The organism is Colwellia sp. (assembly GCF_013214175.1).
In the GTDB taxonomy this organism is placed as follows: domain Bacteria; phylum Pseudomonadota; class Gammaproteobacteria; order Enterobacterales; family Alteromonadaceae; genus Colwellia.
In genome coordinates, this window is the sequence record NZ_JABSPA010000003.1 from 386,671 (window position 1) to 411,195 (window position 24,525).

A 24,525-nucleotide genomic window follows, 5' to 3' on the forward strand; every position below is an offset into this window, starting at 1 on the left:
TAAAAGTTAAAAATTGGTATTTTGCTCCGCTTTTAAAAAGCCAAACAAAGCTGTAATCATAAATTCATCAGGGTTACAGGCTTAAATTATTTAATTAAAGCCCTTATTCGGTAAAGATTGATTTATCAATAATCGCTTGGTTTTTGCGCATGTTAGGGTAATTACTCTAGGGAGTCAATGGTTTGTTTTTTAATCGCATTAGAATGATAACTCTATCAGTGGTTAGCTGGTTTTTAGTTGTTTTGAATCAACTGTTATACAATTGTGCTGTTTTTATTTAGCCGCATTCTTATGGGAGAGAAACAACTTTATTATGGTTTTTTTTGGTGTTTTTTAGTAGGGATTGGTAGAATACCTTTGTCATAATTCGTTGCTATGTTGGTAACTAAAAGATTGGTAAATAAAAACTTGGTAAGTAAAGTTTGTTAAAATAAAATATTTACTTAGTAACAATGAGCAAAAGTCAAAAGTCAAAAGTCAAAAGGTAATAAGTGTAAATGGAAGCTAGCGCCAAAGTGCTTGATAACAGTCCGATAAGTTGTAGCGAAATAAGTAGTAGCCAAATAAAAAGTACTGAAATAAGCACTAAGCAAATAAAAAAGGCGTATAGCGAGCACGGCTACTTTGTTATTAGAGATTATTTTAATGGCGCTGAAATCTCAGCACTTAGAGAAGTCATCTTAAAATTTCATCAGTTATGGAAAAAAGACAACTTCGATTTCTATCAGGAGGAAGCTTTTAATTCTTCTTTAATTACCGGCAGTCAATATTTAGCCCCGGACGATAGGGTCAAACTTTTTAATTTCATCAGCTCAAAAAAAATAATGGCGCTGGTTGATAAGGTTATTGCCAATAAAGCCAACTTTATGAACACGCAACTATTCTTCAATCCTGTTAGCTCTTTGCAAAAAGATTTTTGGCATCGAGACTGTCAGTATGATCATGATTTAGAAGCGCAAAAAAGAATCATGCATGAAACACAAGTTGTACACTTTCGTGTGCCTTTATTTGATGAACTTGGCCTGGAACTCGTACCTGGCTCCCATAAGCGCTGGGATAATGAAGAAGAGTTTAATGTCCGCCAAGAAGAGCAGGGCAGAGAGAGTAGTGAGGCGTTATCTACCGGTAAAAAAATTCACCTTGCCGCGGGCGACTTGTTAGTTTTTTCAGCTGATATGATTCATCGAGGTCTATACGGAAAAGATAGATTAGCTTTTGATATATTAGTGTTTGATTCGGCGGCGGATTATATTGACTATGTTGATGACGATTGTTTACCTGATGCAGTCATGCTGGATAAAATTGTCAATCCAAGGTTATTTACCAATACCATTGAGTTAAAGTCGACCGCCTGATCTTTCCTGCTATTTTTAGACCTTATTCTTAGGCAAGGCTCGGCTTGTTATTTAATATCAGCATAGAGTTAGTGTTGTGAAAAAAAATAAAATAAATGAGCTTTTAAGAAAATACTGGCGTAGCAGTGTCTATAATTAACTATTTAATCGTTAATAAAAATGATGGCATAAAAGTCTCGGTGAACAAGTGTCTTATGCCAATAAATCAGGAATGCAATGTTAACTAAATTAATTGCCTTGCCGTTTTTAATACTCCTTTATTGCGGCAGTCTCTCTGCCGCTGAAAAAGTGAATGTCGGCGGTTACCTTTCTCCACCATTTATTGAACAGGACGGTCAAGGTAACATCTCTGGTATAACACTTGATCTCATTAACTCCTTAAATAAAATTCAGCATGAATATCATTTTAACTTGGTATTAACCAGCTCAAGAAGAAGGTATGTTTTCTTTCAGCAAGGTCAATTCGACCTGTTCTTTTTTGAAAGAAAAGTATGGGGTTGGCAGGATATTGCTATTGTCGAAATTAAATTACCTTTTAAGGGAGGAGATATTTTTATCGCGCTAAAAAGTATAGCTAAGCAGCAAGATTATTTTAACAGCCTAAAGAACAAGTCAATTTCGGCTATGTTGGGCTACCACTATAATTTTGCTGACTTCAATGCCGATCCTAATTTTTTAAGGTCAAAGTTCGATATACAACTATCGTCTGATGAAAGGGTGAATGTTCAGTTAGTGTTATGGGGGAAAATGGATATCGCCATAGTGACCAAGTCTTTCTTAGACAAATACCTGCTCGATAATCCTTCGGCAAAGTCTGAGCTCTTAATCGCCACTAAAATGGATCAAAAATATCAACACACCATTTTGCTCAGGGAAAACACCAACCTTAGTGTTACTACGATGAATATGCTGTTAGATAAGTTAGTTGCATCCGGAGAATATAATAAAATAATGCAAAAATATGGAATTACTCCGTAGTTTGTTACCTAAGGATTTTACCTGAATCTTTATATTGCTTAGCTAGCAGCTCATTGGACGTTCCCCACTTCATGTTGTCGCCACTATGACGCCCAGCAAATCAATTAATCAAAGGTAACATGGCTAGTTTAATTTATTACTGCTTGCTGCCTCGACGGCTTTTATAAGCGACTAAAGCTGTCAATAAAAACGCTAAGAAAAATAAACCCAAGGTGGCACTTGTTTGATCTGCTTCGACTTCCTCAGGGTTAACAATAATTCGGTCTTTTTCCTTTAGTTGATAAACTTGATAAAAATCGCCATCTACTTGCACAGCTTCCATGGTGACATATTTACCTAAAAGCGCTTGTGAGTCTTTGTCATCACAATAATCAGTCCTAAATTTAACCGATAAATTATAAGTAGCAGCAGAGTCGCTAAGGGTTAATGATGCAGCGCCTTTAGGGGGGCAATGTAATTGAAATATAGTGCCGTTAATTTCTTGAACATCAGTTAATTCAGTATAGGTTGTTGCGTGTTGGTAACTCTTTAAACCGATAAAGAAAAAGAATGCCGCTAATAATAACAATAAAGTCTTTGCTGTTTTATTCATAATAATTCACATCTGTTTATCTTATTTCAAGGCAAAATAAGTAACTAAAATAGTGTTGTGAAGTTAAACACAGCAATGTGCAAGTTATTTTGATGTATATCAGTAATAGATGTTTTTCTTTTAACTAAATGATTCGCATTGAGTTAGAAGAACAACTTTAATGCAGTCGCCACCGCGGCATCAAGCAGGTTTAAGCTCCAGGTAATGGAGTTTAAACCTGTGATAACGATAAAGAAAAATTCATTTATTTGCTATTTTCGATACGAATTGTTGCTTTAATTATTTTAACTTCTTCGGTGGTTCTACCATTTCGACTGCCTAACGCTTCAATTTTAGCTAAGCTGTCATCTTCATCCTCAACAACTTTACCAAAAACAGTGTGTTTGCCATCTAAAAAAGGTGTTGGTTTAAAGGTTAAGAAAAATTGGCTGCCATCGGTACCAGGGCCAGAATTTGCCATACTTAATGTTCCAGCTTCGCTATGATTTGCTTCACCGTCAAATTCGCCATCATACTTATAACCAGGGTTACCAGCACCAGTACCGGTAGGGTCACCACCTTGTGCCATAAAGCCAGGGATAACACGATGAAAAGTTAACTCATCATAGAAACCAAGTTCCGTTAAGTAAATGGTACTAGAAACATGCATAGGTGCTGAATCGGTTAATAGCTTGATAGTGAGTTTGCCTTGATTTGTTTGCAGATCCCAAAAATAATCTTTACCTTGAGTGAAGGTAAGTAATGGCGGTTTAGTTAAGGTGGTTTTCCATCTTGTATCTGTTTTATCTATTACTTGCTTAGTAATAAAACTATCGGCTTTTTCTATTGCGGGGTCACCGCCAAAACAAGCAGTTAACGTCAGTGAGAGAAAAAGGCTAGTAATAAATTTTTTGTTATTATTCATATAAAATATCTTATGGTTTTAATTCAATTTGTTGAAAGTATTTTAACTTATCAAGGGTTGTCAGATATTATCAGCAATCAAGTGGCAGATAACAGCGTTAATGAGTAAATTCACCATGAAAAAACGTTAGCAAGAATGTTTTGATTAGATTAAAATACCCCTAACCCTTAGCTCTATGGTGTTTGACCTAGATTTTCCTATTATGTTTGGTACAGCTATACATTTTAGCAAATTTTTATCAGGGGCTTAGATGAGGGTTTTAATAATGCTCATGCTGTTCTTCAAGGGCAAATAAGTAAATATAATGATGTTGTTAAGATAAAACTTCAACCAGAGGTAGTTGTAAATATATGGATCACTTTGAACTGTTAGGTGTAGGTAGAGATGCGACGACCATCGAGATCAAAAAAGCCTATCGAAAACTCGCGAATAAATATCACCCAGATAAAAATACAAGTGCTGAGGATGGAGAAAAATTTCAATTAATTCAAAAGTCCTATGATGCTATTTCGGATCCTAAAAAGCGTGCTTTGTATTTGAAAAGTAACTATACCATTATAACGGACCCCCGAGAGGTTGCTGATTCCTTTTGGCACAATGCCTTAAGTTAGGTATTAAGATAGGTATTAAGTTAGGCGTTGAGCTAAATGCCAGCCAATATCTCACATAGAAAATACACAAAACTCTTAATTTGAACACACAACTTTTAACACATGTAGCTAGGAAACAACCTTTGCAATCTGACAAAAATATACCTGATTATTTAACCGACGATTTTTCTATGTATTTAGAAAATATGACCTCGTTAACGGATCCTGAAAACCCTGAATTATTATCTATTTATTTAGATAATCTATTTGTCCAGTTACAGGCTATGCCTTCACTATTTACCGGTATGGTTGATCAGTTAGCCATGGCTATAACCACCAAAATCAGAATTGATAGTAAAAATTTGGCCTTAGTCGACTTAAGCAATGAGCCTTCTTGGGCAGAGGTAAAACCATTCGTTGGTGTACATGCCGATGCCAGAGCCTGTATAAGCGAAATGATGAACGATTGCGAACATGATTTAAAAATTGCTGTGTTAGTTATTCATTTTTATAACCGCTATGATGCGACACCTTTAAAAGCTGTAGCGGATGATTATGAGCAAATTGATGATTATTCATCAGATGATTTTGATGAGAACTACTAGGTAAAAGTGAATTGTCCTAATTAATTTAATTAGGCATCTAATAACAAATACAAAGACTTTTTTAAGGAATAACCGTGACAAAAAACGCACTCATTCTGGCTACTGATATTATCGAAATAGCACAACAAAGCGGTAGACGCGCAGGTACTTCATTAGAGGCTATTGCTGCTGAACATGGTGATGAAACCATGATGGCGGTATTAACCGAGATGGATATTTTAACCGTGGCTAAAATTGTTAGAGAGCACGATGCCACCATTCCTTCTATTGCTACTTGGTTAATGGATGCCGAGTCGATTAAACAGCTATTAAATGTTGAGCCGTCTTATTGGCAGAATATGGATGAAGATCATGTTTTTTGTGCGCAAACGGAAGCACACAGTTTATTATCACAAATTTTTCTTTCTACTGATGATGAAGAAAAACAGTTAGAAGTATTAAAAGCCATTGTTGAAGATGACTTTGGCCTATTATATTTGTCTCTGCCGTTTGTTGGTCATGATTTCTCTGAAATAGAAGAAGACGAAGAGCAAACATCTGGCAGTATCGAAGAGTTGCTAATGAAAATTAAATCATTAGATGAAGATGCCTATCGTGAAGTTATGGTAGTAAGTAGCAATGGCACGCTAGAAAACGTTGAAAAAGCGTTGAAAGATAATGCCAATAAACAAAGAGTAACCTCAGTAGAAATAGACACTGATGATATGTTTGCGCCACTGTAGAATTTAAAAAAAGATATTACCATACAGCTTTATATAACTAGGATTCATTAATGAAAATAGCAGAGTTAAGAAATCATCCTTTTCTACTTTTGGTATTAAAAGACGGAGAAAGTGATGGCTATTTTTCTCCCGAGTTTATAGCTAAGCTCAAACAACAATTAATCGATATGTCGTTACGGATTGCTTCGGATAATTTATCGATAATTTATACCGATCAAATTAAAAAAGGCTGTGAAATTGTTCTAGGTATTAGCAATTTAGGTTTATTAGATCTGTGTGATAACGATGCTGATAAAGCAAAAGAGATTATAAAAACTCAAGGCATTGTTTATTGCTTTCGAGCGGGTTGGGCTAAATATGCGCAACTAAAGAAAGTATCACCCTTATTCTTTGAAGGTATTTCGATCAGTACTTATGGCTTAGCCATCAATGACACGGCTGATATCAGCCTTATGCATGCCAATTTAATGAAAGAAAGCTATAAAAGCGCTAAGTTATTAGATGTTTATAAAAGCATTGCCGCGAACTATAGTGCAAATAAATCGGTGATTGAAGATGATACCGTGTTAAGTGAAGATATATTGGAGGTTGAATTACAACGATTTCTTAATACAGCAATTGCATTATTACTCATTGATTCGGATAAAAAAGTATTTACCACCTCTTTATATCAAGTCTTAAAAACTTATCTTATCGACACAGAAAAAGATGTGCTGCTTGAGAAGTTGCAAACTTGTATCGTTAAACTCATCGAGCAACTATCGATACCCACTAGAAGTTACTTGCAAGAAGTTGAGTTATTAGATTTCTCTGAATTTAAGGCCATTATTAAACAACAAACAGATATCGCTACTTTTATTCAAGAGATATTAGAGCTACCTATTATCCTTTTGGTAGAATTGAATGATGATTTTGAAGGTGGTTACGATTTTCATGCCGATGATGAAGATGATCTTGCTTATTTAAGACCTGATGAAGTCTAAATTCCTTGGCTGTATTTAACTACCACCTAAGTAAGTGATATTTAAATACAGCTAATTCTTATTTTTGTTTGTTAAAGCAGACTTGTTTTTTACTGTAAAAGTAGAGCCATTAACGAGTCAAAACCTCATTGCTTGCCATTTTTACCTGCAAGCCAAGTCAGCTATCCTCCCTTTTTATGCGGTCAACCTCGGCCGTGATGACACTCTTTTCTGAAATTCACTAAAGCGCCATCTATCGGTCAATTAATTACTATAATTAAATTCTAATATCGGTTGCTAGTGGTTTATTGTCTTATGATGCTAACTAAGCAGACATTGTTCATGTTTTCACTTTTCTTTTTAGTCTCTTTCTCCTGGGCTAGCACTGAGAAAACCTTGCTGGAAGAATTAGCCAGCATAGAGTCTTTAGTTGTTGCTGATCCTGAACAGGCACTTAGGGTAATAGAGCAGCTCAATAAGAGTAAAGTACAGTTAACGGCCGTGCAAAGAGTCAAGATCATTAGGCATAAAGTGGTAGCAAACACTTACTTAAATCATCATGCCTTAGCACTTGAAACCATTGAAGAAGTTAAGGGAATCGCCAACTTGGCAAGTGATAAGGTATTCTTTTGGCATTACTACAATACCAAGGCTATCGTTTATTGGCATATGGATAATATTGAAGAGTCGCTGAACGCTAACTTAAAGGCCTATGGTGTAGTTAAAAGTATTACCGAGTTCAGCAATTTTCAAGCCATTAGCCAAGGTAATGTCGGTTATGCTTTTATCAAACTAGGATTTTTTAAGCAAGCTGTCAGCTATTTAGAGTCCGCGCTAGCCATAGTGATAACCAATGATAATGTTACTATTTTAGCGTCAACCTATAACAATCTTGGGGAAGCTTACTTAGGGGTGAAGAACTATCAAAAATCTGCTGAGCTGCTAGAAAAATCACTGGCGATACGACTTGAACATCAGCTGACGTTTCATTCCTCATTTTCTTATCAGAACCTTGGCCTGCTTTATTACCAACAACAACAATATCAAAAAGCTGAAGCTGCTTTTAATAAAGCGATCGTAATAAGAGAGCAGGCGGGTTTTGTTAAGGGCATACTGGTTAGTAAGCTGGCCTTAGTTAAGGTCTATATTGCCAGTAATAAACCTGTGTTAGCAGAGCAAGTGATTGCAGCCGTCATAGTGGCAGCGATAGCACAAAATAATAATACTAGTTTGTCAAAAGCTTATAACTTGCAGAGACAGATATATGCGAATCAAGCCGACTACCATAGAGCCTATCAAGTATCGCTACTTTATCAGCAAACCCTAGAACAAGTGGTGTCGCGTAAAACAAGTGCTAAACTGGCTAGTTATCTCAATACTTCGGAGGCAATTTCTAAAGATCTCAATATATTAACGTTAGAAAAGAATGCTGAAATTAAAGCCTTGCAAGTTAATAGTGAGCGACAAAAAGTCAAAATAATACTTATTTCTGGCCTTGGTATGGTTATCATTTTGGTTGTTTTTTTAGGGACGCTACAAAAGAGTAAAAAAGTCATCGCAAAATCAAATGCCGAGCTCTCTTTAACCTTAACTGAATTACAGCAGACTCAAGAGAAACTCGTTAAATCGGGTAAGATGTCTGCGCTAACGACTTTAGTTTCTAGAATGGCTCACCAAGTAAATACCCCTTTAGGTATAGCGGTAACAGGGGTTTCTCATATCCATGAAAGAGTTACATATTTTGGCAGATTAGTGGCAGGAGAAGGCCTTAAGAAGTCAGATATTGATTCATTTATGACTGACTTGAACAAAGGTTGTGAGCTTTCATCAAATTCAATGAGCAAAGTCGCCAGTTTAATTAGTCAATTTAAAATGATTTCTGCAAACTTAGAAGCCGAAACACTACAAGAGTTTGAGATATTCGATCATATATCTAAACATACTGATTTAATTCTGATATTACTTAAACAAGATAAACCAGTGATAAATATCTCCGGTAGCAAGGTGCAGATGCAAGGCTATCCGGAAGCTTTAAATAAAGTTTTCAGCCAACTCATTGCTAATTCTATTGATCATGCTTTTGCCCAGACCTTAACCCCAGAAATAGAAATTGATATTACTAAAGTAAATGGACATATTGAAATTACTTATCAAGATAACGGTAAAGGCATTGATTCCGCTATTGTGAACGATGTATTTGAACCCTTTTATACCACTAACATGGGTAATAAAAATTTGGGTATTGGTCTAAGCATAGTGTACAACCTAGTGGTGCAGCTTATGCAGGGCAATATTCAATGTATTCCTAAACAAGGTAAGGGCATCATGTTTTGTATTACTTTACCCCTAAGTGTAAAGCCCACTTAGGAGATAATGAATAAGCCGGTATAGCCCTAAATACCTAAATACCTAAATACCTAAATACCTAAATCACTACACCACTGGCTAGCACTGAGAAATTCTTGCTGAATGGCTTGCTTGTTTAAGTCATGGCTGGTAATTAATTGATTCATATTGCCATTACTACCTGAGATGAATGTTGTTGTTAACATTAATAGCTCACCCAGGGGGCCTTCTTGCGTAAGTAAAGCCTGTTTAATCGCGGGAGCCAATGGCATGGTTTTGATTATTTCTGCAAGCGGCATGGATAACATCAGTTCAATGGCACTGAGTAGACCAGTAATAAAAGCAAATTCACTAACCGATTGAAAGCTATTACTATGACTTAGCTCGACCATCATTTTTCCGGTAATAAGTGCTTGTCGGCACACTTCATCAGCCGTTTCTGATGTTAAATTTGATAAGGCTAAAATAGCGACAAATTGACATAAAGACTCATCGCCTAAGTAGACCGCAGCTTGTTTTAGCGAAGTAATTTCAACTTTAGAGCCGGTTGAAACATTGTTGACCATTTTCAATAAACCTATGGTGAGGTTGACATCGTGACTGATAATTTTAGCCACCTTGTCGTAATTTATTGGTGTATTAAAGGTTTCACTTAAAAGGTGCAGCATCTGCGTTTTTTGACTGGTTATTTTTTGTCCTGCGACTATTTCAGTTTGATGATAAAAATAGCCCTGAAAATAAGTAAAACCGATCTCGACCAGTGCTTGTCTTTGGTATTTTGTTTCGACTCTTTCAGCGGCTAGTTTTATCTTATGAGGCTTCATTCGTGGTATGGCAGAAATTATACGTTTGGGGTTAATTTTTTCTAAGTTTATTTTTATGATGCTTATATAAGGAAATAAGCTATCCCAATGACGATCTAAGTCATATTCTGTTAAGGCTATTTGGTAACCCTTGCCATGATAATAGCCAAGAATTTTTAATAAGTTTTTTGTTGGTTTTTTATGACCTACCAATTCAATAACAATGCTGCTTTTATCAAACATTAACGGATATTTATGAATTAAAGCGTACTCAGTAAAATTGACAAAGGCGACCTTACCCATGCTTAATGTTTGTATATCTCCATAAATATGGTTTTGGATAATCAATTTAGAGCTGGCGACATCGGGATCTATTTCGGGGAATTTATTGTCAGGACTATCTCTGAAAAACAGCTCATAACCAATAGTTTCTAGCTCATGGTTTAATATGGCCTGACGAGCAATATAGGTATTTTTCATACAAGATAATATGTTGAAAAGCTTTAGTTAACTATACACTCAACCAAGCAAACAGGCGGTGTTATCTTAACTTTTTAGTCGAATTAACTAGTAATAAATAACTAGGACAGCCTAAGTTGTGCCTTTACTAAGGGTTGTCACTGTTGAAACTTGTTAAGAGTAAAACCCCAAACCCTTCATTTATGCATCGTTTTATTGACCAGCTATTGACCAGCTATTGACTTGGTATTGTTGCCTAAGTGTCAGTTTATTTAACACATAGTTTACATGTTACTGCTATTACCTTGTTATCCATCTGATATTTATATGGTTTTGTTTCTGGTTCGGTTCTTGCATTTTGTAAATTATAAAAATACTAATAACTTTAAGGAATAATCGATATGAATAAATGGGCAAAATTTTTAATCGCCGCAAGTTCAGTTGTTGCTGCTGCTAACACCCAGGCTGCTGCTATTTTGGTGTTAGGAGATAATTATTCTGAAACATTTATTAGTCCGTATTTAGAAAGTCTTGGTCATACAGTAACCAGCGATACTAACTATTATGACTGGGATGGCACTATGTCAGCCGATACCGACGTTATTCTTTATCTTTATGGTTATGACTATGGTTATGGGTTAGGTGAGTATGGTAATCAAGCTGCAGCTAATCAGTCTGTTTTAGATTTTGTTGCCGGTGGCGGTGGTTTAATTTTCACTGAATGGTATGCCTATAGCGAACTTGATGAAGCTGACGAGCCTGTAGCTGTCTTAATGCCAGTAACTTACAATGGTGATTATTACTATGAAGCTGCATGGAACGTAACCGAAGGTTATGCAGATCATGATTTAGTTGATGGCCTTTTATCTACTTCATTTACCGAAAACATTGCCGTGGACGCAAACGATACATATTCAAATGTTATTGCAAAAGATGGCACTACTGTTGTCATGGAAGATGGTGCAGGTATTCCATTACTGTCTTACAGCAACGTTAATGGCGGTACTGTCATTCATATTAACGATGGCATGACCTATGACGATGGTGTTGTTAGTGATGAAATGTTATCGGTAATTGCTAGCTCAGTCGCCTATGCTGCAAAAGGTTCTGTCGCTGTTCCAGAGCCAGCTTCACTCGGTATTCTTGGTTTAGGTCTCGCGGTAATGGGGTTATCTCGTCGCAAGAAGAAAAACCAGTAAATTAGCTAAAGATATAACACTTGCAGATAACAGCCTTCTACTTTGCTTAACCGCCAGCTAGAAGGCTTTTTTATAAACAGAAAATAACAGTGCTGTTAGTGATATTAAGAACAGCTTTATTTTAAAACAAACCGCATAACAATCAATCATCATTACTCCGTAAGCAAAATGTTTTTTCATATCTTGGCAAAAATAGCTCTAATCCATTGAGTTATTAGTTTTTATTATTTATATTCAAAGGCAGGTTTGATTACTCTCTCATTGAAAGGGCTAAATTTTCTGTGCAAAATAGAACGAATAAAGAGTTAGCGTTACTGTCATCAACGGCTATAACAGCAATAGTTTTATTACCAATTATTGCTCTGAGAATCTTTAAGCAAGAATATATTGTCGCCTTGGCAGATCTGTTTTTAGTCATTATGCTAATTTCTGCTTTTTCCTATACTTATAGAACCGGTAAAGTAGAGTTATCAGCCACTATCATTGCAGTACTTGCATCAGTCACTTGGATTTTACTGTTATCTTTTAAAGGTTTTTTCTATTCTTTTTGGGCCTTTCCTTTAATCATCGCAGCATTTTATTTACTCAGGCCGCTATTTGCCTTACTGCTCTTTACTTGCTCTTTTAGTACTTTTTTTATCAATACCTACCTAGATTATAATTGGGTATTAATGCTGATTATTTTACCTGCATATACTATAACCAGTGCCTTTGCTTATATCTATTCGGTCACAGTAGAAATAAACAATAGTAAGATTCAAGCGAATCAAAGATTATCAAGATATAGAAATGAAATCCTTGAACTCATTGTAAATTCAAGCTCATTGAATAAAGTTCTGCGTGCCATTGTAAGTTCGGCTGAATTTGAATTTAAAGAGGTACGCTGTAGTATTTTACTACTTAACGAAGCGAGAACTAATCTAACTGTGGGAGCAGGGCAGTCCCTGCCTGATTTTTATAACCAAGCTATTGAAGGTGTTGAAATCGGTGAGGGTGTTGGCTCTTGTGGCAGTGCTGCATTTACCGGTAAACGTGTCATTGTTGAAGATATCGCTACACATCCTTTTTGGGCTCAGTGGGTTGAGTTGGCAGCAAAGGCAAAGTTAGGCGCTTGTTGGTCAGAGCCGATAATCTCTTCATCGGGTGAAGTTATTGGTACCTTTGCTATTTATCATGAACAAAAGGCCAGCCCTACGAAAGAGCAATTTGATTTAATAGATAATTTCTCTCAACTTGCCAGTATTGCTATTGAACGTGTGCAAGCGAATAAAACCATTTGGCGCCATGCTAACTTTGACTCGTTAACTGGCCTACCTAATCGAAATATGATGAGAGAACACCTTGGTTTAGCATTAAAGACTTGTCAAAGAAATCGCACCAAGCTGGCCATCGTTTTCTTAGATCTCGACAACTTTAAAGATGTAAACGATACCTTAGGTCATGATGTTGGTGACGCGCTATTGGTAGAAGTCGCTAAGCGGATAAAAGCTGTTATGCGTGAAAATGACATTGTTGCCCGTTTAGGTGGTGATGAGTTTGTCATTATTATCAATGATCTTAAAGGTTTAGATAGCCTTAATAGAATTTGCCAACAGATAATTAGCACATTGAGTACACCTTATTCACTGGTGGGGGAGACTATTCATACCTCAGGCAGCCTTGGTGTCACCATTTACCCTGACGATGCTACCAATATTGATATCTTGCTAAAGAATGCCGATCAGGCCATGTATAGTGCAAAAAGCTTAGGTAAAGAAAATTACCAATTTTTTACTGCCTCTATGCGTGACGCGATTAATAATAGAGTGGCGTTAATCAGCGATATAAGAAAGGCCATAGATAACAAAGAGTTTAGCCTGGTTTATCAGCCAATCATTAATCTATCAAACAATGAAATATACAAAGCGGAAGTATTAATACGTTGGAATCACCCTACTAAAGGTTATATCAACCCTGAGCTATTTATTCCCCTTGCAGAGGAAACCGGGTTAATCATTGAGATCAGTGATTGGGTTTTTAAAGCGGCAGTTCAAACCATTGATACTTTACGAACTGAATTTCATCCAGATTTTCAGCTGAGCATTAATACTTCTCCGCTGCAGTATCAAGCAGATAAAGGCAATATTATTAACTGGCTGGTCAGCCTGCAAAAAGAGGGTATTGCACCCGGTGCTATTGCTTTAGAAATAACAGAAAACTTATTGATGGAATCAGGCGATAAGATTAATGATATTTTTGAATTGATTCATAACGCCGGTATTGCTATTTCGATTGATGATTTTGGCACCGGCTACTCTTCGCTGTCATATTTAAAGTTATTTAAAGCAAACTATTTAAAAATAGATAAATCATTTGTACAGAAAATGCTACCAGAGAGCGATGACTTAGCGCTTTGTGAAGCCATTATTATGATGGCAAAGAAATTGAAGATGAAAGTGATTGCTGAAGGCATAGAAACAGAGCAACAACAGCAGCAATTGCAACAGCTCAATTGTGAATATGGCCAAGGATACTTATTTGCTGAGCCTTTACCATTCGAGCAGTTTAAAAACTACCTGGCAGAAAATAAGCTTAGATCTTTGTCTTGAATAGCAATTTTTACCGGCACAAATTTTACTTAGCAATTGTACCAATAACATAGCTAATGAAATATCTTATTTAATTATAAAATATTGAGCCAGTTCAATAGATTGTTGATAAATATCAGCTAGAATTATTAGGTGTTTAATTAACCAGTTAACATTTAACTTGAGGTTTTTGAATATGTCTAAAAAGAAACTAACCACCGCTGCTGGCTGCCCAGTGGCTGATAATCAAAACATTATGACCGCAGGTCCACGCGGGCCGCAACTTTTACAAGATGTTTGGTATTTAGAAAAATTAGCACATTTTGATCGTGAAGTGATACCCGAAAGACGTATGCATGCAAAAGGCTCTGGTGCCTTTGGTAAGTTTACGGTTACCCATGACATCAGCAAATATACTCGGGCAAAAATATTTTCAGCAATAGGTAAAGAAACCGAGTTATTCACTCGCTTTACTACCGTAGCAGGTGAGCGTGGCGCCGCCGATGCCGAGCGCGATATTCGCGGCTTTGCCGTTAAGTTTTACACCGAAGAGGGCAATTGGGATTTAGTTGGTAATAACACGCCAGTGTTTTTCTTAAGAGACCCGTTAAAATTTCCCGACTTAAATCATGCGGTAAAACGTGACCCTAAAACCAATATGCGTAGTGCTACTAATAACTGGGACTTTTGGACCTCATTGCCTGAAGCATTACATCAAATTACTATCGTAATGAGCGATCGCGGTATTCCAGCCACATACCGTCATATGCATGGTTTTGGCAGTCATACCTTTAGCTTTATCAATGCCGATAACGAACGCTTCTGGGTCAAGTTTCACTTAAAATCGCAACAAGGTATTAAAAATTTATCCGACTCTGAGGCCGAAGCCATCGTTGGTAAAGACCGAGAAAGTCATCAAAGAGACTTATTTGAATCTATTGAAAATAATGACTTTCCCAAGTGGACCTTAAAAGTGCAAATCATGCCGGAAGCGGATGCCAAAAAAGTCGCTTATCATCCCTTTGATTTAACTAAGATATGGCCACACAAAGATTATCCGTTAATTGACGTTGGTGTAATGGAATTAAACCGCAATCCGGAAAACTTCTTTGCTGATGTTGAACAATCAGCTTTTAATCCCGCCAATGTCGTACCTGGTATCAGTTTTTCACCGGATAAAATGCTGCAAGGTCGATTATTTTCCTACGGTGATGCTCAACGTTATCGCTTAGGGGTTAACCATAATCACATTCCGGTAAATGCGCCGCGCTGTCCGGTAAATAGTTATCACCGAGATGGAAAAATGCGCACCGATGGCAATCACGGAGCAACTATCGGCTATGAGCCAAACAGCAAAGGTGAGTGGGCTGAGCAACCAGATTTTTCAGAGCCGCCACTAGATTTACAAGGTTATGCTGCTCATTGGGATCACCGAGAAGATGAGGATTATTTTTCTCAAGCAGGTGACTTATTTCGCTTAATGTCTGCAGAGCAGCAACAAGTCTTGTTTGATAATACCGCCGGTTCAATGAGCGATGTGCCTGATGAAATAAAGCAGCGCCATATTAAGCATTGTACCGCGGCGGATGCTGCTTATGGTGCCGGGATAAAAGCGGCATTAGGTTTATAATCTGTTATTGGAGTTGATATAAGAGCTATTAAGAAAAATTGATATAGCTTGATAGCTGATGTAACAATTAAAAAGCGAGTACAACCAAGGGCGGTACTCGCTTTTTATTCTAAGTTCAGTGAAAGTCTAAGCTTATTTTAAGTCAAAGCGATCTAATTGCATGACTTTAACCCAAGCGGCAATAAAGTCATTAATGAACTTCTTATCGGCATCGTCTGAGGCGTAAACTTCAGCAATGGCTCTTAATTCAGAGCTAGAGCCAAAAATTAAATCAACCGGTGTTGCTTGCCACTTTAATTGACCTGAAGCGCGATCATGACCTAAGTAAATCCCAGCTTTAGCTTCATCTTTACTCCACACGGTAGCCATATCTAATAAGTTGACAAAGAAGTCATTACTTAGCACTCCAGGATTGTTGGTGAATACACCGTAAGATGAGCCATCGTAGTTGGCATCAAGCGTACGCATACCACCAACAAGTACCGTCATTTCAGGAACATTTAGACCAAGAGAGTTGGCTTTATCTACCAACATTTCTGCTGGTGACATATAACTTTCATCGGTATAGAAGTTACGGAAACCATCAGCCTTTGGTGCTAAGTAATTAAACGATTTAACATCAGTTTGCGCTTGGCTCGCATCAGCACGACCGGGAATAAATGGCACGGTAACTTGAGTGCCCGCTTGCTTGGCGGAATTTTCGATGGCGGCAGCGCCAGCTAAGACGATTAAATCAGCCAGTGAAACTTTGCTCGAAGACGATTGCTTGTTGAATGTCGCTTGAATACCTTCAAGTTTAGCTAATACTTTGCTTAACTCTTTCGGGTTATTTGCTGCCCAACTATTTTGTGGCGCAAGGTTTAAACGAGCACCATTAGCACCACCACGCATATCAGTAACTCTATGACTAGACGCTGCTGCCCATGCTGTTTTTACTAACTCAGCAGTAGTTAAACCTGAGTTAACAATTTGCTTTTTTAGCTTGTCGATATCTTTGTTGGTAATAAGCGGGTGTTTTACTGCTGGAATAGGGTCCTGCCAAGTTAATACTTCACTTGGCACTTCTACGCCAACATATCTTGCTCTAGGTCCCATATCTCTGTGAGTTAACTTAAACCAAGCTTTAGCAAAGGCTTTATCAAATTGCGTAGGGTCTTTTCTGAAACGCTCAACAATTTTGCGAAAGCTAGGATCTTCCTTCAAAGCAATATCGGTAGTGAACATAATAGGTGCGTTACGCTTATTAGGGATGTGAGCATCAGGCACTAAATTAGCCGCTGCTTTATTGTCAGGAATCCACTGTTTTGCACCTGCGGGGCTTTTTGTTAGTACCCAGTTAAAGTTCATTAGATTGTCTAAGTAATTAGATGACCACTTTGTCGGGGTAACCGTCCATGCGCCTTCTAAGCCGCTGGTAATGGTATCTGCGCCAACACCGGTACCGCATTTGTTTTTCCAGCCTAGGCCTTGGTTTTCAATACTTGCCGCCGCTGGCTCTGCGCCAACACATTTGTTAGGTTTTTTCGCGCCATGAGCTTTACCTAAAGTATGGCCACCGGCAAGTAATGCCACTATTTCTTCATCATTCATTGCCATACGGCCAAATGACATTCTGATATCTTTAGCAGCTAACAGCGGATCAGGGTTACCGTGTGGACCTTCCGGATTAACATAAATCAAGCCCATTTCTACTGCTGCCAATGGGCCTTTTAGTTTACCCTTTTTATCTCGACGTTCATCAGTAAGCATGGCTGTTTCAGGTCCCCAGTAAACTAAATCAGGTTCCCAGTCATCGGTTCTACCACCAGCAAAACCAAAGGTTTTAAAGCTCATAGATTCAAGGGCAACATTGCCTGAAAGTACCATTAAATCAGCCCAAGAAAGTTGACGGCCGTACTTTTGTTTAACCGGCCATAATAAACGACGGGCTTTGTCTAAATTGGCATTATCTGGCCAGCTGTTCAGCGGGTCGAATCGTTGTTGTCCGCCAGATGCACCACCACGGCCATCATGCACACGATAAACACCAGCACTGTGCCAAGCCATGCGTATCATCAATGGACCATAATGTCCCCAATCGGCTGGCCACCAAGATTTTGAATCGGTAAGTGTGGTTTGAATGTCTTTTTTAAGATGAACTAAATCAAGGCTGGCAAACTCTTTGGCATAATTAAATTGCTCGCCGTAAGGGTTGGATTCAGCGCCATGTTGACGCAGTGGCATTAGGTTTAGTTGTTCAGGCCACCAAAATTGATTGGTTTTTGCTTCGTTGCTTGCTAACACCGTTGCTGGTAATAGCATTGATGAGAGCGCAACAGAAATTGCCGCAGCAATAGGCAGTGTTTTTTTTAACATGGGAGTTCCTCTTTTGCCAAATTAGTGATAATTAATTTAGTGAATAATTACTAATAAAGTAGTGATAAATAAATTTATATAAATCATAGAGAAAGCCGCAGTATTTGAATATTTGATTAACTTGAAGATAAGCTTCTATTTTTCTAATGGTCAAACAGGTGACTAATTTGGTATTTCTGATTAAAATCATCTTCATGTTCTATAAAAGCTGATATTAAATTATCATTAAGTCATCAAAATATGATCTCATTAAAACAACTGCACTATGCATTAGCCATAGAAAAGACCTTACACTTTAAAAAGGCGGCAGAGGCATGCAATGTCTCACAATCGGCTTTAAGTACCGCCATTTCTGAATTTGAGAAACAATTAGGTATTACTGTATTTGAACGCAATAATAAGCAGGTATTAGTCACCAATAAGGGGCAATTGATATTAAATAAAGCTAAAAAGGTGAAGTTGGAATTAGACGAGCTATTACAAATAGCGCAAAGCGATAAACAGCCATTTTCTAGCCCGATGACTTTGGGAGTGATCCCGACCATTGGTCCTTATCTGTTACCTAAAGTTTTACCGGAAGTTAGAAAACAGTATCCGAGTTTTAAATTAAAAATCATTGAAGACCAATCACATGTGTTAGTTGAAAAGGTCAGAACAGGTGAGATTGATGCCGCTATATTGGCTTTGCCTTACCCCATTGATGGTTTAATGAGTTTTGAATTTTGGCAAGAGGATTTTTATTGGGTTTGTCATAAAGATGAATGCCCAGATAAAGTTCAGGAAATTAGCAGTGATGAGCTAGAAATTGATAAGTTGATGTTGTTAAAGGATGGTCATTGTCTAAAAGAACACGCCTTAGCTGCGTGTGACTTGCGAAATAAAAAGCAAGACACCGATTTTGATTCCGCCAGCTTACATACCTTAATTCAAATGGTTGCCGGAAAGCTTGGTACTACACTCGTGCCACAAATGGCCTTAGACCAACTAACCTATAACGAATCAGAAATTAGGGCTATTCACCTAAATGAACCCGGCCCTCATAGAACCATTGCTTTAGTGATTAGGCCCAATTATGTCAGAACCGATGAGTTAACTATGCTGCAAGATATTTTCACTGCGCAATTAACCAATAAATGTAGCTTGGCATAAGTTTGTTTTACTTAGGCTTAGTTCTGCTTAGTTTGGTTTAGCTAGCTCTAGCTTATTTTTTAACTTACTGTGGATTTAGTGATTTAGTGATTTAGTGATTTAGTTTTATAGAAGAATATGTTCGATATTGTTAAATTTACTGAATCACGCTGGTGGTGCACAATAGTTTCATCTTAAATAAACAAGGTGAAGAAAAATGAACAATATAATCAGTAATTTAATAAACTCAGTAATTAACCCGGTAATTAATACTTTAAAAGTAATGTTCAAGTTAACTAGTGCTAAAAAAGCAGAACTTAGTTGTAACTACTCAAATAACTATTATGGCGATCAATATTGCCAGACAAAGTCAATATGAAGATTAGCGGGTCTGCTTTAAGTAACAAAACAGACCGCTAAAACTAGCTTTAAGCGTCAATCAGCAAGCAGAAAATAGCAAACACCTAGCCACATCGTTAATCAATTCCCCTTGATAGATATTTCTTCGGTGAACAGCCCAGTTGTTTCTTAAACCCTGTGATAAAAGCAGAGGTTGATTCATAACCCAATTCAAAAGCAATATTGGTAAGCTGAGTACCGGTATTCAGCATTTCTAATGATTTCAATATTTTTAGTTTTTGCTTCCAGCGACTAAAACCCATACCGTAATACTTGTTAAATAATCGGTTTAAGGTCCGGCTTGATGCGCCCACTTTAGCCGCCCATTGCTCAATGGTTAATTTGTTGGCTGGATCATGGTTGAGCTCATCTATGATGGGCAGCAACCTTTTGTCCTTGATGGTTGGCATAAATAATTCATTACTCGGCGCTATGGCTAATCTATCGATTAATACCCGCGTCAATCGACTAGTTTGCTCGGTTTCTTGGTAATGTTCAGGCCAGCTTGCCACTTCTAATAACAGTGATTTTAATAGCGGATCTACCGTTAAGGTTCGTACTGAATTACCTAGCTCTTCACTCCAAGCAGGGTCTATATACAAGCTACGGTTACTGACACTGTTTTTACAAAAATGTTGATGCTGGGTTTTAGCCGGTAACCACAAAGCTTGCTCTGGTGGGATGACAAAGACACCGGTACTGGTTTCAATATGCATCACACCTCGACAAGAATAAGACAACTGTGACCATGGGTGAGAATGGCTGACTATTTGTGTCATGGCCTTAAATTCACCAGAGGTTGATACTATTGGTCGAGGCAGTGCTGGATATAGTCTACTTGGGCTTTCCAGATGCCACTTTGATTTTGTCTGTTTAGATAAACTTAATGTCATAATTAACCTATGTGGTCACTTGAACTTGATCATATACTGGCCATTCTAGATAAACAAGTTATGTATTTAGCTCATCAGCTATTTAGGCTTTAATAAATTTTCGGGAATAGTATGGATACCAAGGCAACGGAAAATAAACTTAATTCGACAGGGAATAGTGAGACTAAAGGTTGGCAAACACCTTTTGTTTTTCTTGTGGTTGCCAGCATAGTTATGTCAGTAACCTTTGCCGCATGGTTGGCAATGCTCAATAATTTTGCCATTGAGCAAGCCGCATTCACTGGTGCTGAAATAGGCGTTTTACAATCACTAAGAGAAATCCCCGGGTTTTTGGCTTTTACTGCGGTATTTGTTTTATTGGTCTTAGCTGAGCAAACTTTTGCCTTGGTTTCACTGTGTATTTTATCAATAGGTGTTGCTATAACGGGATTTTTTCCCAGTATTTACGGGCTTTATGCTACGACAGTATTGATGTCTATCGGTTTTCATTATTATGAAACTGTAAATACTTCATTAAGTTTACAATGGTTTGATAAAGAAGAAACAGCCGTAAAATTAGGCCAACTGATGTCGATTAAATCGGCGTCCTCATTAGTTTGTTATGCCTTAATTTGGCTAGGTTTTAGCTTTTTTTCGACTAGTTATCAATTGCTGTATCTGTTTTTTGGCTTAACAGGTTTAATACTGACCCTGTGGCTGGCTTATGTTATGCCAAAATTTACCATAGCCCACAGTCAGCATAAAAAAATAATCTTACGAAAGCGTTACAGTTTATATTATTTACTGACCTTTTTAGCGGGCGCGCGTCGACAAATATTTGTCGTTTTTGCCGGTTTCTTGATGGTAGAAAAATTTGGTTACAGCGTTCAGCAAATCACCTTGCTCTATATGATTAATCATGTGATTAACTTTTTCTTAGCGCCTAAAATTGGTGCTTGGATAGCCAAAGTAGGCGAGAAAAGGGCACTAACTCTAGAATATATTGGCTTAGTTATTGTATTTATTGGTTATGCGTTAGTGGAGTCGGCAGATATTGCCGCAGTGCTTTATGTTATTGACCATTTGTTTTTTGCTATGGCGATAGCCTTAAAGACCTATTTTCAAAAAATAGCAGACCCTAAAGATATTGCTTCAAATTCAGCGGTAAGTTTTAGCATTAATCATATTGCCGCAGTGGTAATTCCTGCCAGTTTTGGTTTGATATGGCTGTATGATCATTCACTTGTTTTTTATGCAGGTGCAGCCATTGCTCTGGCTTCCTTGGTTGCTAGTCAATTTATTAACCTAGAGCATAATAAAAATCAGCGTGTTGTGGCTTAGCTCGTTTACATGACAGAGCTAGTTTGCATGGCACAGCAGCATAAGCAGGTTTTGTTGAGAATTTTTTGCAACGAATACTGCCTACTTTTAAGGGCGTACCATTAATAAAAGCAGGCGCCTTGATCATTAATAGCTCAGGTGTCCTGATTCACGTATCTTCACGTTTCTTTAAATAACTTGGGTATAAACATGATTAGAAATTTTATAACCTGTGAAAAAATAACCGATAAAAATAGCCATGGTGGCGAAGGTGTCATCGAAATTCAAAAAATGTTCAAGCGTGAAGATTTTAGCGGCGCTTGGGATTTTGCCTTGCGGGTAATCATGCCGCCCAACTCATCAATGGGACTGCATCAACATGGTGACGATGAAGAGATGTATATCATCCTTAGTGGCGAAGGGCTTATGACCATTGAAGGCAAAGAGCAGAGGGTGGCAAAAGGCGATATGATTTTAAATCAGCCCTTTGGTAACCATGGCTTATTAAATGATAGTAATAAAAATATTGAATTACTCATTATACAAGCGAGTAACAAAGGCTAAACAAGCATTAGCTAATAGCCGAGTATGGCTATGATTGGCTATGATTTGAGTGTCGATATTCTAACTTTCCGATAGGAAGCATGCATAAGTAAGAGTGAAATTTTCGATAAAAGGTCATACCAGTAAAGTGGTTTAGGGTATAATCTTTATACTTAAAGCCAGCGAAGCTATTCGCTGGTATAATTGATAAATAAACAACTCATTTTAGGTTAGTAGATAAGTAGTAGCTATGGCTGAAGTACGTACAAGAATTTCATTAAAAGTTGGCTCTAACAGTGACATTCCAGCAGAAATGCTGTCATTTAATGGCTTAATTACTGATAAAGAGCATGTTGCCTTGATTTTTGCTCAGGCCGATAAGTCACAAAAAGTGCCTCTGGTTAGAATTCACTCTGAATGTTTAACTGGCGATGTCTTCCATTCTTCTCGCTGTGATTGTGGTGAGCAACTTGATGAAGCTATTGAACTGATGGCAACAGAAGGTGGTGTAATACTTTATCTACGCCAAGAAGGACGTGGTATTGGTTTGTATAATAAGATTGATGCCTATAAGCTGCAATCTGAAGGAATGAATACTTACCAAGCGAATAACCATTTAGGTTTTGGTGATGATCTCAGAGATTTTACTGAAGCTGGGCAGATGCTTGAAGCGTTAAATATCAACACGCTAAAGTTAATGACCAATAACCCGATAAAAGCAAAAGCATTGATTGATTATGGCCTGACGGTTGAAAAGGAAGTCAACACCTCTACACATCTTAAAGACGGTAATGAAGATTACCTTAAAGCTAAAGTAGACAAAGCAGGTCATAAGCTTACCTTTGATTAAAACTAGTTAATTAACAATGTTCAATTAACAATGTTCAATTAACAATGTTCAATTAACAATGTTCAATTAACAATGTTCAATTAACAATGTTTAGTTAATTATCTTAAGTGCCGTTAGCCAACAAATCATTTGCTAACGGCACTCTGGTTTACACTTTCATCGTTTACTTGTGCCACTTGTTTTACTTAGCAATAATGTTTTTTACAAGCCTCGTTGCCATTCCTGCCTTAAATTAGCATCACTGGGTTGCTTTAACGCTTGCCTTACTTGGCTCAGCAGTGCTGCTTTATCATTACCTAATACGCCTTTGAGCACTAAGTAATTTGACGCATGGTCAGATCTGAAAATAGTTTTTTCTAACTCAAGCTCTGATAACAGTATTTCCATTTCAGAAAATAACTCTTGCTGGGTTAATTGCCGATAAGGTTTTAATGATGCTTGGGTAAACCTCTCAGCAAAGCGTTGTTCACCTAACGGAAAAGACACCACCAGTGTCGATAAATAATTAGGTTGTGCTTCATTCATCAATTTAGCTGAATTAATAGCATGTTGACGAGACAATTCAGGGCCGCCAAGACCATTTAAAATCATCACTGAGCTTTTCATGCCCGCTTGTTTTATTTTAGTCAGTGCTATTAATGAACTCTGGTAGGTTTCGCCTTTTTCAATTAACGCCAGTACCTCATCGTCACCACTTTCACAACCAATATACATAAGCTTAAGGCCCAGACTTTGTAACTCGGCCAGCTGCTCTACCGTCTTATTGGTCAAATTCCTCGGCAAGCAATAACTAGAAACTCTACCTACTTGTGGTAAATGCAACTTTATTAACTCGAGAATTTCTTTTAAGCGCTTAAATGGCAACATCATGGCGTCACCATCAGCAAGAAATACTCGTCTGGTGGTTATGCCTGACTTGGCAACCTGAATAATTTCTGCTTCAATTTGCTCAATTTTCTTTGGTTTGAATTTTTTATTTTCGCTGGTATACATATCGCAGAAGGTGCATTTATTATATGAGCAACCATTAGTGACTTGCAATATCAGGCTTTTCCATTCACTCGGTGGACGAAAAACGGGTTCAACATAATTAAGAGGGTACATAATATTTTCTATTTAACTAGGACCTCGTCAGTTTATACCAAGTAGATTTAAACTGTCGCGTTAAAATGAAGCCGCTTTAATTAGCACTAGATTCACTATTGGCAAGCTGGATTATAACTTGCCAATGATCCACGAGTAGCTACTTTTAAAAGTAGCTACTCGTGTCTGGGTTAGTGTAAATCTTAGCATCCTGGGTGGAAAACCGATCTTTGTCAGAGCCGTTCTCCCTGTCGCTAAATAGG

At 37.5% G+C, this 24,525-nt stretch carries 20 protein-coding genes; 14 read left to right on the forward strand and 6 right to left on the reverse strand.

Annotated elements, in window-relative coordinates; genetic code table 11:
- The first annotated feature begins 497 nt into the window (after nt 1–497).
- Nucleotides 498–1,355: a phytanoyl-CoA dioxygenase family protein gene (locus HRT55_RS10110; RefSeq protein WP_291620927.1), complete on the forward strand. Its 858-nt coding sequence runs from the start codon at nt 498–500 to the stop codon at nt 1,353–1,355.
- Nucleotides 1,356–1,571: 216 nt separating this feature from the next.
- Complete coding sequence (locus tag HRT55_RS10115) at nt 1,572–2,333, forward strand: ABC transporter substrate-binding protein (protein WP_291620928.1); 762 nt, start codon at nt 1,572–1,574, stop codon at nt 2,331–2,333.
- Between the two features lie 136 nt (nt 2,334–2,469).
- Here the strand turns inward: HRT55_RS10115 and HRT55_RS10120 are convergent, their stop codons facing one another.
- Nucleotides 2,470–2,925, reverse strand: a complete 456-nt coding sequence (locus HRT55_RS10120; protein ID WP_291620929.1) for a hypothetical protein — start codon at nt 2,923–2,925, stop codon at nt 2,470–2,472.
- A 244-nt stretch (nt 2,926–3,169) separates the two neighbouring features.
- Nucleotides 3,170–3,829, reverse strand: a complete 660-nt coding sequence (locus tag HRT55_RS10125) for a peptidylprolyl isomerase (RefSeq protein ID WP_291620930.1) — start codon at nt 3,827–3,829, stop codon at nt 3,170–3,172.
- Between the two features lie 350 nt (nt 3,830–4,179).
- On the opposite strand from HRT55_RS10125, the gene HRT55_RS10130 reads away from it, so the two are divergent.
- From HRT55_RS10130 to HRT55_RS10150, 5 genes are all read left to right on the forward strand, one after another.
- Complete coding sequence (locus HRT55_RS10130) at nt 4,180–4,440, forward strand: DnaJ domain-containing protein (protein ID WP_291620931.1); 261 nt, start codon at nt 4,180–4,182, stop codon at nt 4,438–4,440.
- Nucleotides 4,441–4,562: 122 nt separating this feature from the next.
- On the forward strand, nt 4,563–5,024 hold the full coding sequence (locus HRT55_RS10135) for a hypothetical protein (protein ID WP_291620932.1): 462 nt from the start codon (nt 4,563–4,565) through the stop codon (nt 5,022–5,024).
- 74 nt (nt 5,025–5,098) lie between these two features.
- The gene (locus tag HRT55_RS10140; RefSeq protein WP_291613647.1) at nt 5,099–5,746 is read left to right on the forward strand and encodes a hypothetical protein; all 648 of its coding nucleotides are present in this window, start codon (nt 5,099–5,101) and stop codon (nt 5,744–5,746) included.
- A gap of 50 nt (nt 5,747–5,796) precedes the next feature.
- Nucleotides 5,797–6,729 carry a hypothetical protein gene (locus tag HRT55_RS10145; protein WP_291620933.1) on the forward strand — a complete coding sequence of 311 codons (933 nt, stop codon included), beginning with the start codon at nt 5,797–5,799 and terminating at the stop codon, nt 6,727–6,729.
- A 321-nt stretch (nt 6,730–7,050) separates the two neighbouring features.
- Complete coding sequence (locus tag HRT55_RS10150; protein ID WP_291620934.1) at nt 7,051–9,075, forward strand: tetratricopeptide repeat-containing sensor histidine kinase; 2,025 nt, start codon at nt 7,051–7,053, stop codon at nt 9,073–9,075.
- Between the two features lie 50 nt (nt 9,076–9,125).
- On the opposite strand, the gene HRT55_RS10155 is transcribed toward HRT55_RS10150, so the two are convergent.
- Nucleotides 9,126–10,337: an EAL and HDOD domain-containing protein gene (locus HRT55_RS10155; protein WP_291620935.1), complete on the reverse strand. Its 1,212-nt coding sequence runs from the start codon at nt 10,335–10,337 to the stop codon at nt 9,126–9,128.
- Between the two features lie 380 nt (nt 10,338–10,717).
- On the opposite strand from HRT55_RS10155, the gene HRT55_RS10160 reads away from it, so the two are divergent.
- The 3 genes from HRT55_RS10160 (at nt 10,718) to HRT55_RS10170 (ending at nt 15,712) form a co-directional block, all read left to right on the forward strand.
- Nucleotides 10,718–11,515 carry a PEP-CTERM sorting domain-containing protein gene (locus HRT55_RS10160; RefSeq protein WP_291620936.1) on the forward strand — a complete coding sequence of 266 codons (798 nt, stop codon included), beginning with the start codon at nt 10,718–10,720 and terminating at the stop codon, nt 11,513–11,515.
- A 281-nt stretch (nt 11,516–11,796) separates the two neighbouring features.
- Entirely contained in the window at nt 11,797–14,103 is a 2,307-nt protein-coding gene (locus HRT55_RS10165) for an EAL domain-containing protein (protein WP_291620937.1), read from the forward strand.
- A gap of 175 nt (nt 14,104–14,278) precedes the next feature.
- The gene (locus HRT55_RS10170; protein ID WP_291620938.1) at nt 14,279–15,712 is read left to right on the forward strand and encodes a catalase; all 1,434 of its coding nucleotides are present in this window, start codon (nt 14,279–14,281) and stop codon (nt 15,710–15,712) included.
- 132 nt (nt 15,713–15,844) lie between these two features.
- On the opposite strand, the gene katG is transcribed toward HRT55_RS10170, so the two are convergent.
- Nucleotides 15,845–18,067, reverse strand: coding sequence for a catalase/peroxidase HPI (katG, locus tag HRT55_RS10175; RefSeq protein ID WP_291620940.1), 2,223 nt, complete (start codon nt 18,065–18,067; stop codon nt 15,845–15,847).
- A gap of 240 nt (nt 18,068–18,307) precedes the next feature.
- Between katG and HRT55_RS10180 the strand changes: the two genes are divergently transcribed.
- Nucleotides 18,308–19,216 carry a hydrogen peroxide-inducible genes activator gene (locus tag HRT55_RS10180; protein WP_291620942.1) on the forward strand — a complete coding sequence of 303 codons (909 nt, stop codon included), beginning with the start codon at nt 18,308–18,310 and terminating at the stop codon, nt 19,214–19,216.
- 455 nt (nt 19,217–19,671) lie between these two features.
- Here the strand turns inward: HRT55_RS10180 and HRT55_RS10185 are convergent, their stop codons facing one another.
- Complete coding sequence (locus HRT55_RS10185) at nt 19,672–20,487, reverse strand: helix-turn-helix domain-containing protein (protein ID WP_291620944.1); 816 nt, start codon at nt 20,485–20,487, stop codon at nt 19,672–19,674.
- Between the two features lie 213 nt (nt 20,488–20,700).
- Here HRT55_RS10185 and HRT55_RS10190 point away from each other — a divergent pair, with 213 nt between their 5' ends.
- The 3 genes from HRT55_RS10190 (at nt 20,701) to ribA (ending at nt 23,179) form a co-directional block, all read left to right on the forward strand.
- Entirely contained in the window at nt 20,701–21,807 is a 1,107-nt protein-coding gene (locus HRT55_RS10190) for an MFS transporter (protein ID WP_291621318.1), read from the forward strand.
- A gap of 189 nt (nt 21,808–21,996) precedes the next feature.
- Nucleotides 21,997–22,350, forward strand: a complete 354-nt coding sequence (locus HRT55_RS10195) for a cupin domain-containing protein (protein WP_291620946.1) — start codon at nt 21,997–21,999, stop codon at nt 22,348–22,350.
- A gap of 229 nt (nt 22,351–22,579) precedes the next feature.
- Nucleotides 22,580–23,179: a GTP cyclohydrolase II gene (ribA, locus tag HRT55_RS10200; protein WP_291620948.1), complete on the forward strand. Its 600-nt coding sequence runs from the start codon at nt 22,580–22,582 to the stop codon at nt 23,177–23,179.
- Nucleotides 23,180–23,380: 201 nt separating this feature from the next.
- On the opposite strand, the gene HRT55_RS10205 is transcribed toward ribA, so the two are convergent.
- The gene (locus HRT55_RS10205; RefSeq protein WP_291620950.1) at nt 23,381–24,283 is read right to left on the reverse strand and encodes a radical SAM protein; all 903 of its coding nucleotides are present in this window, start codon (nt 24,281–24,283) and stop codon (nt 23,381–23,383) included.
- Nucleotides 24,284–24,525: the final 242 nt, after the last annotated feature.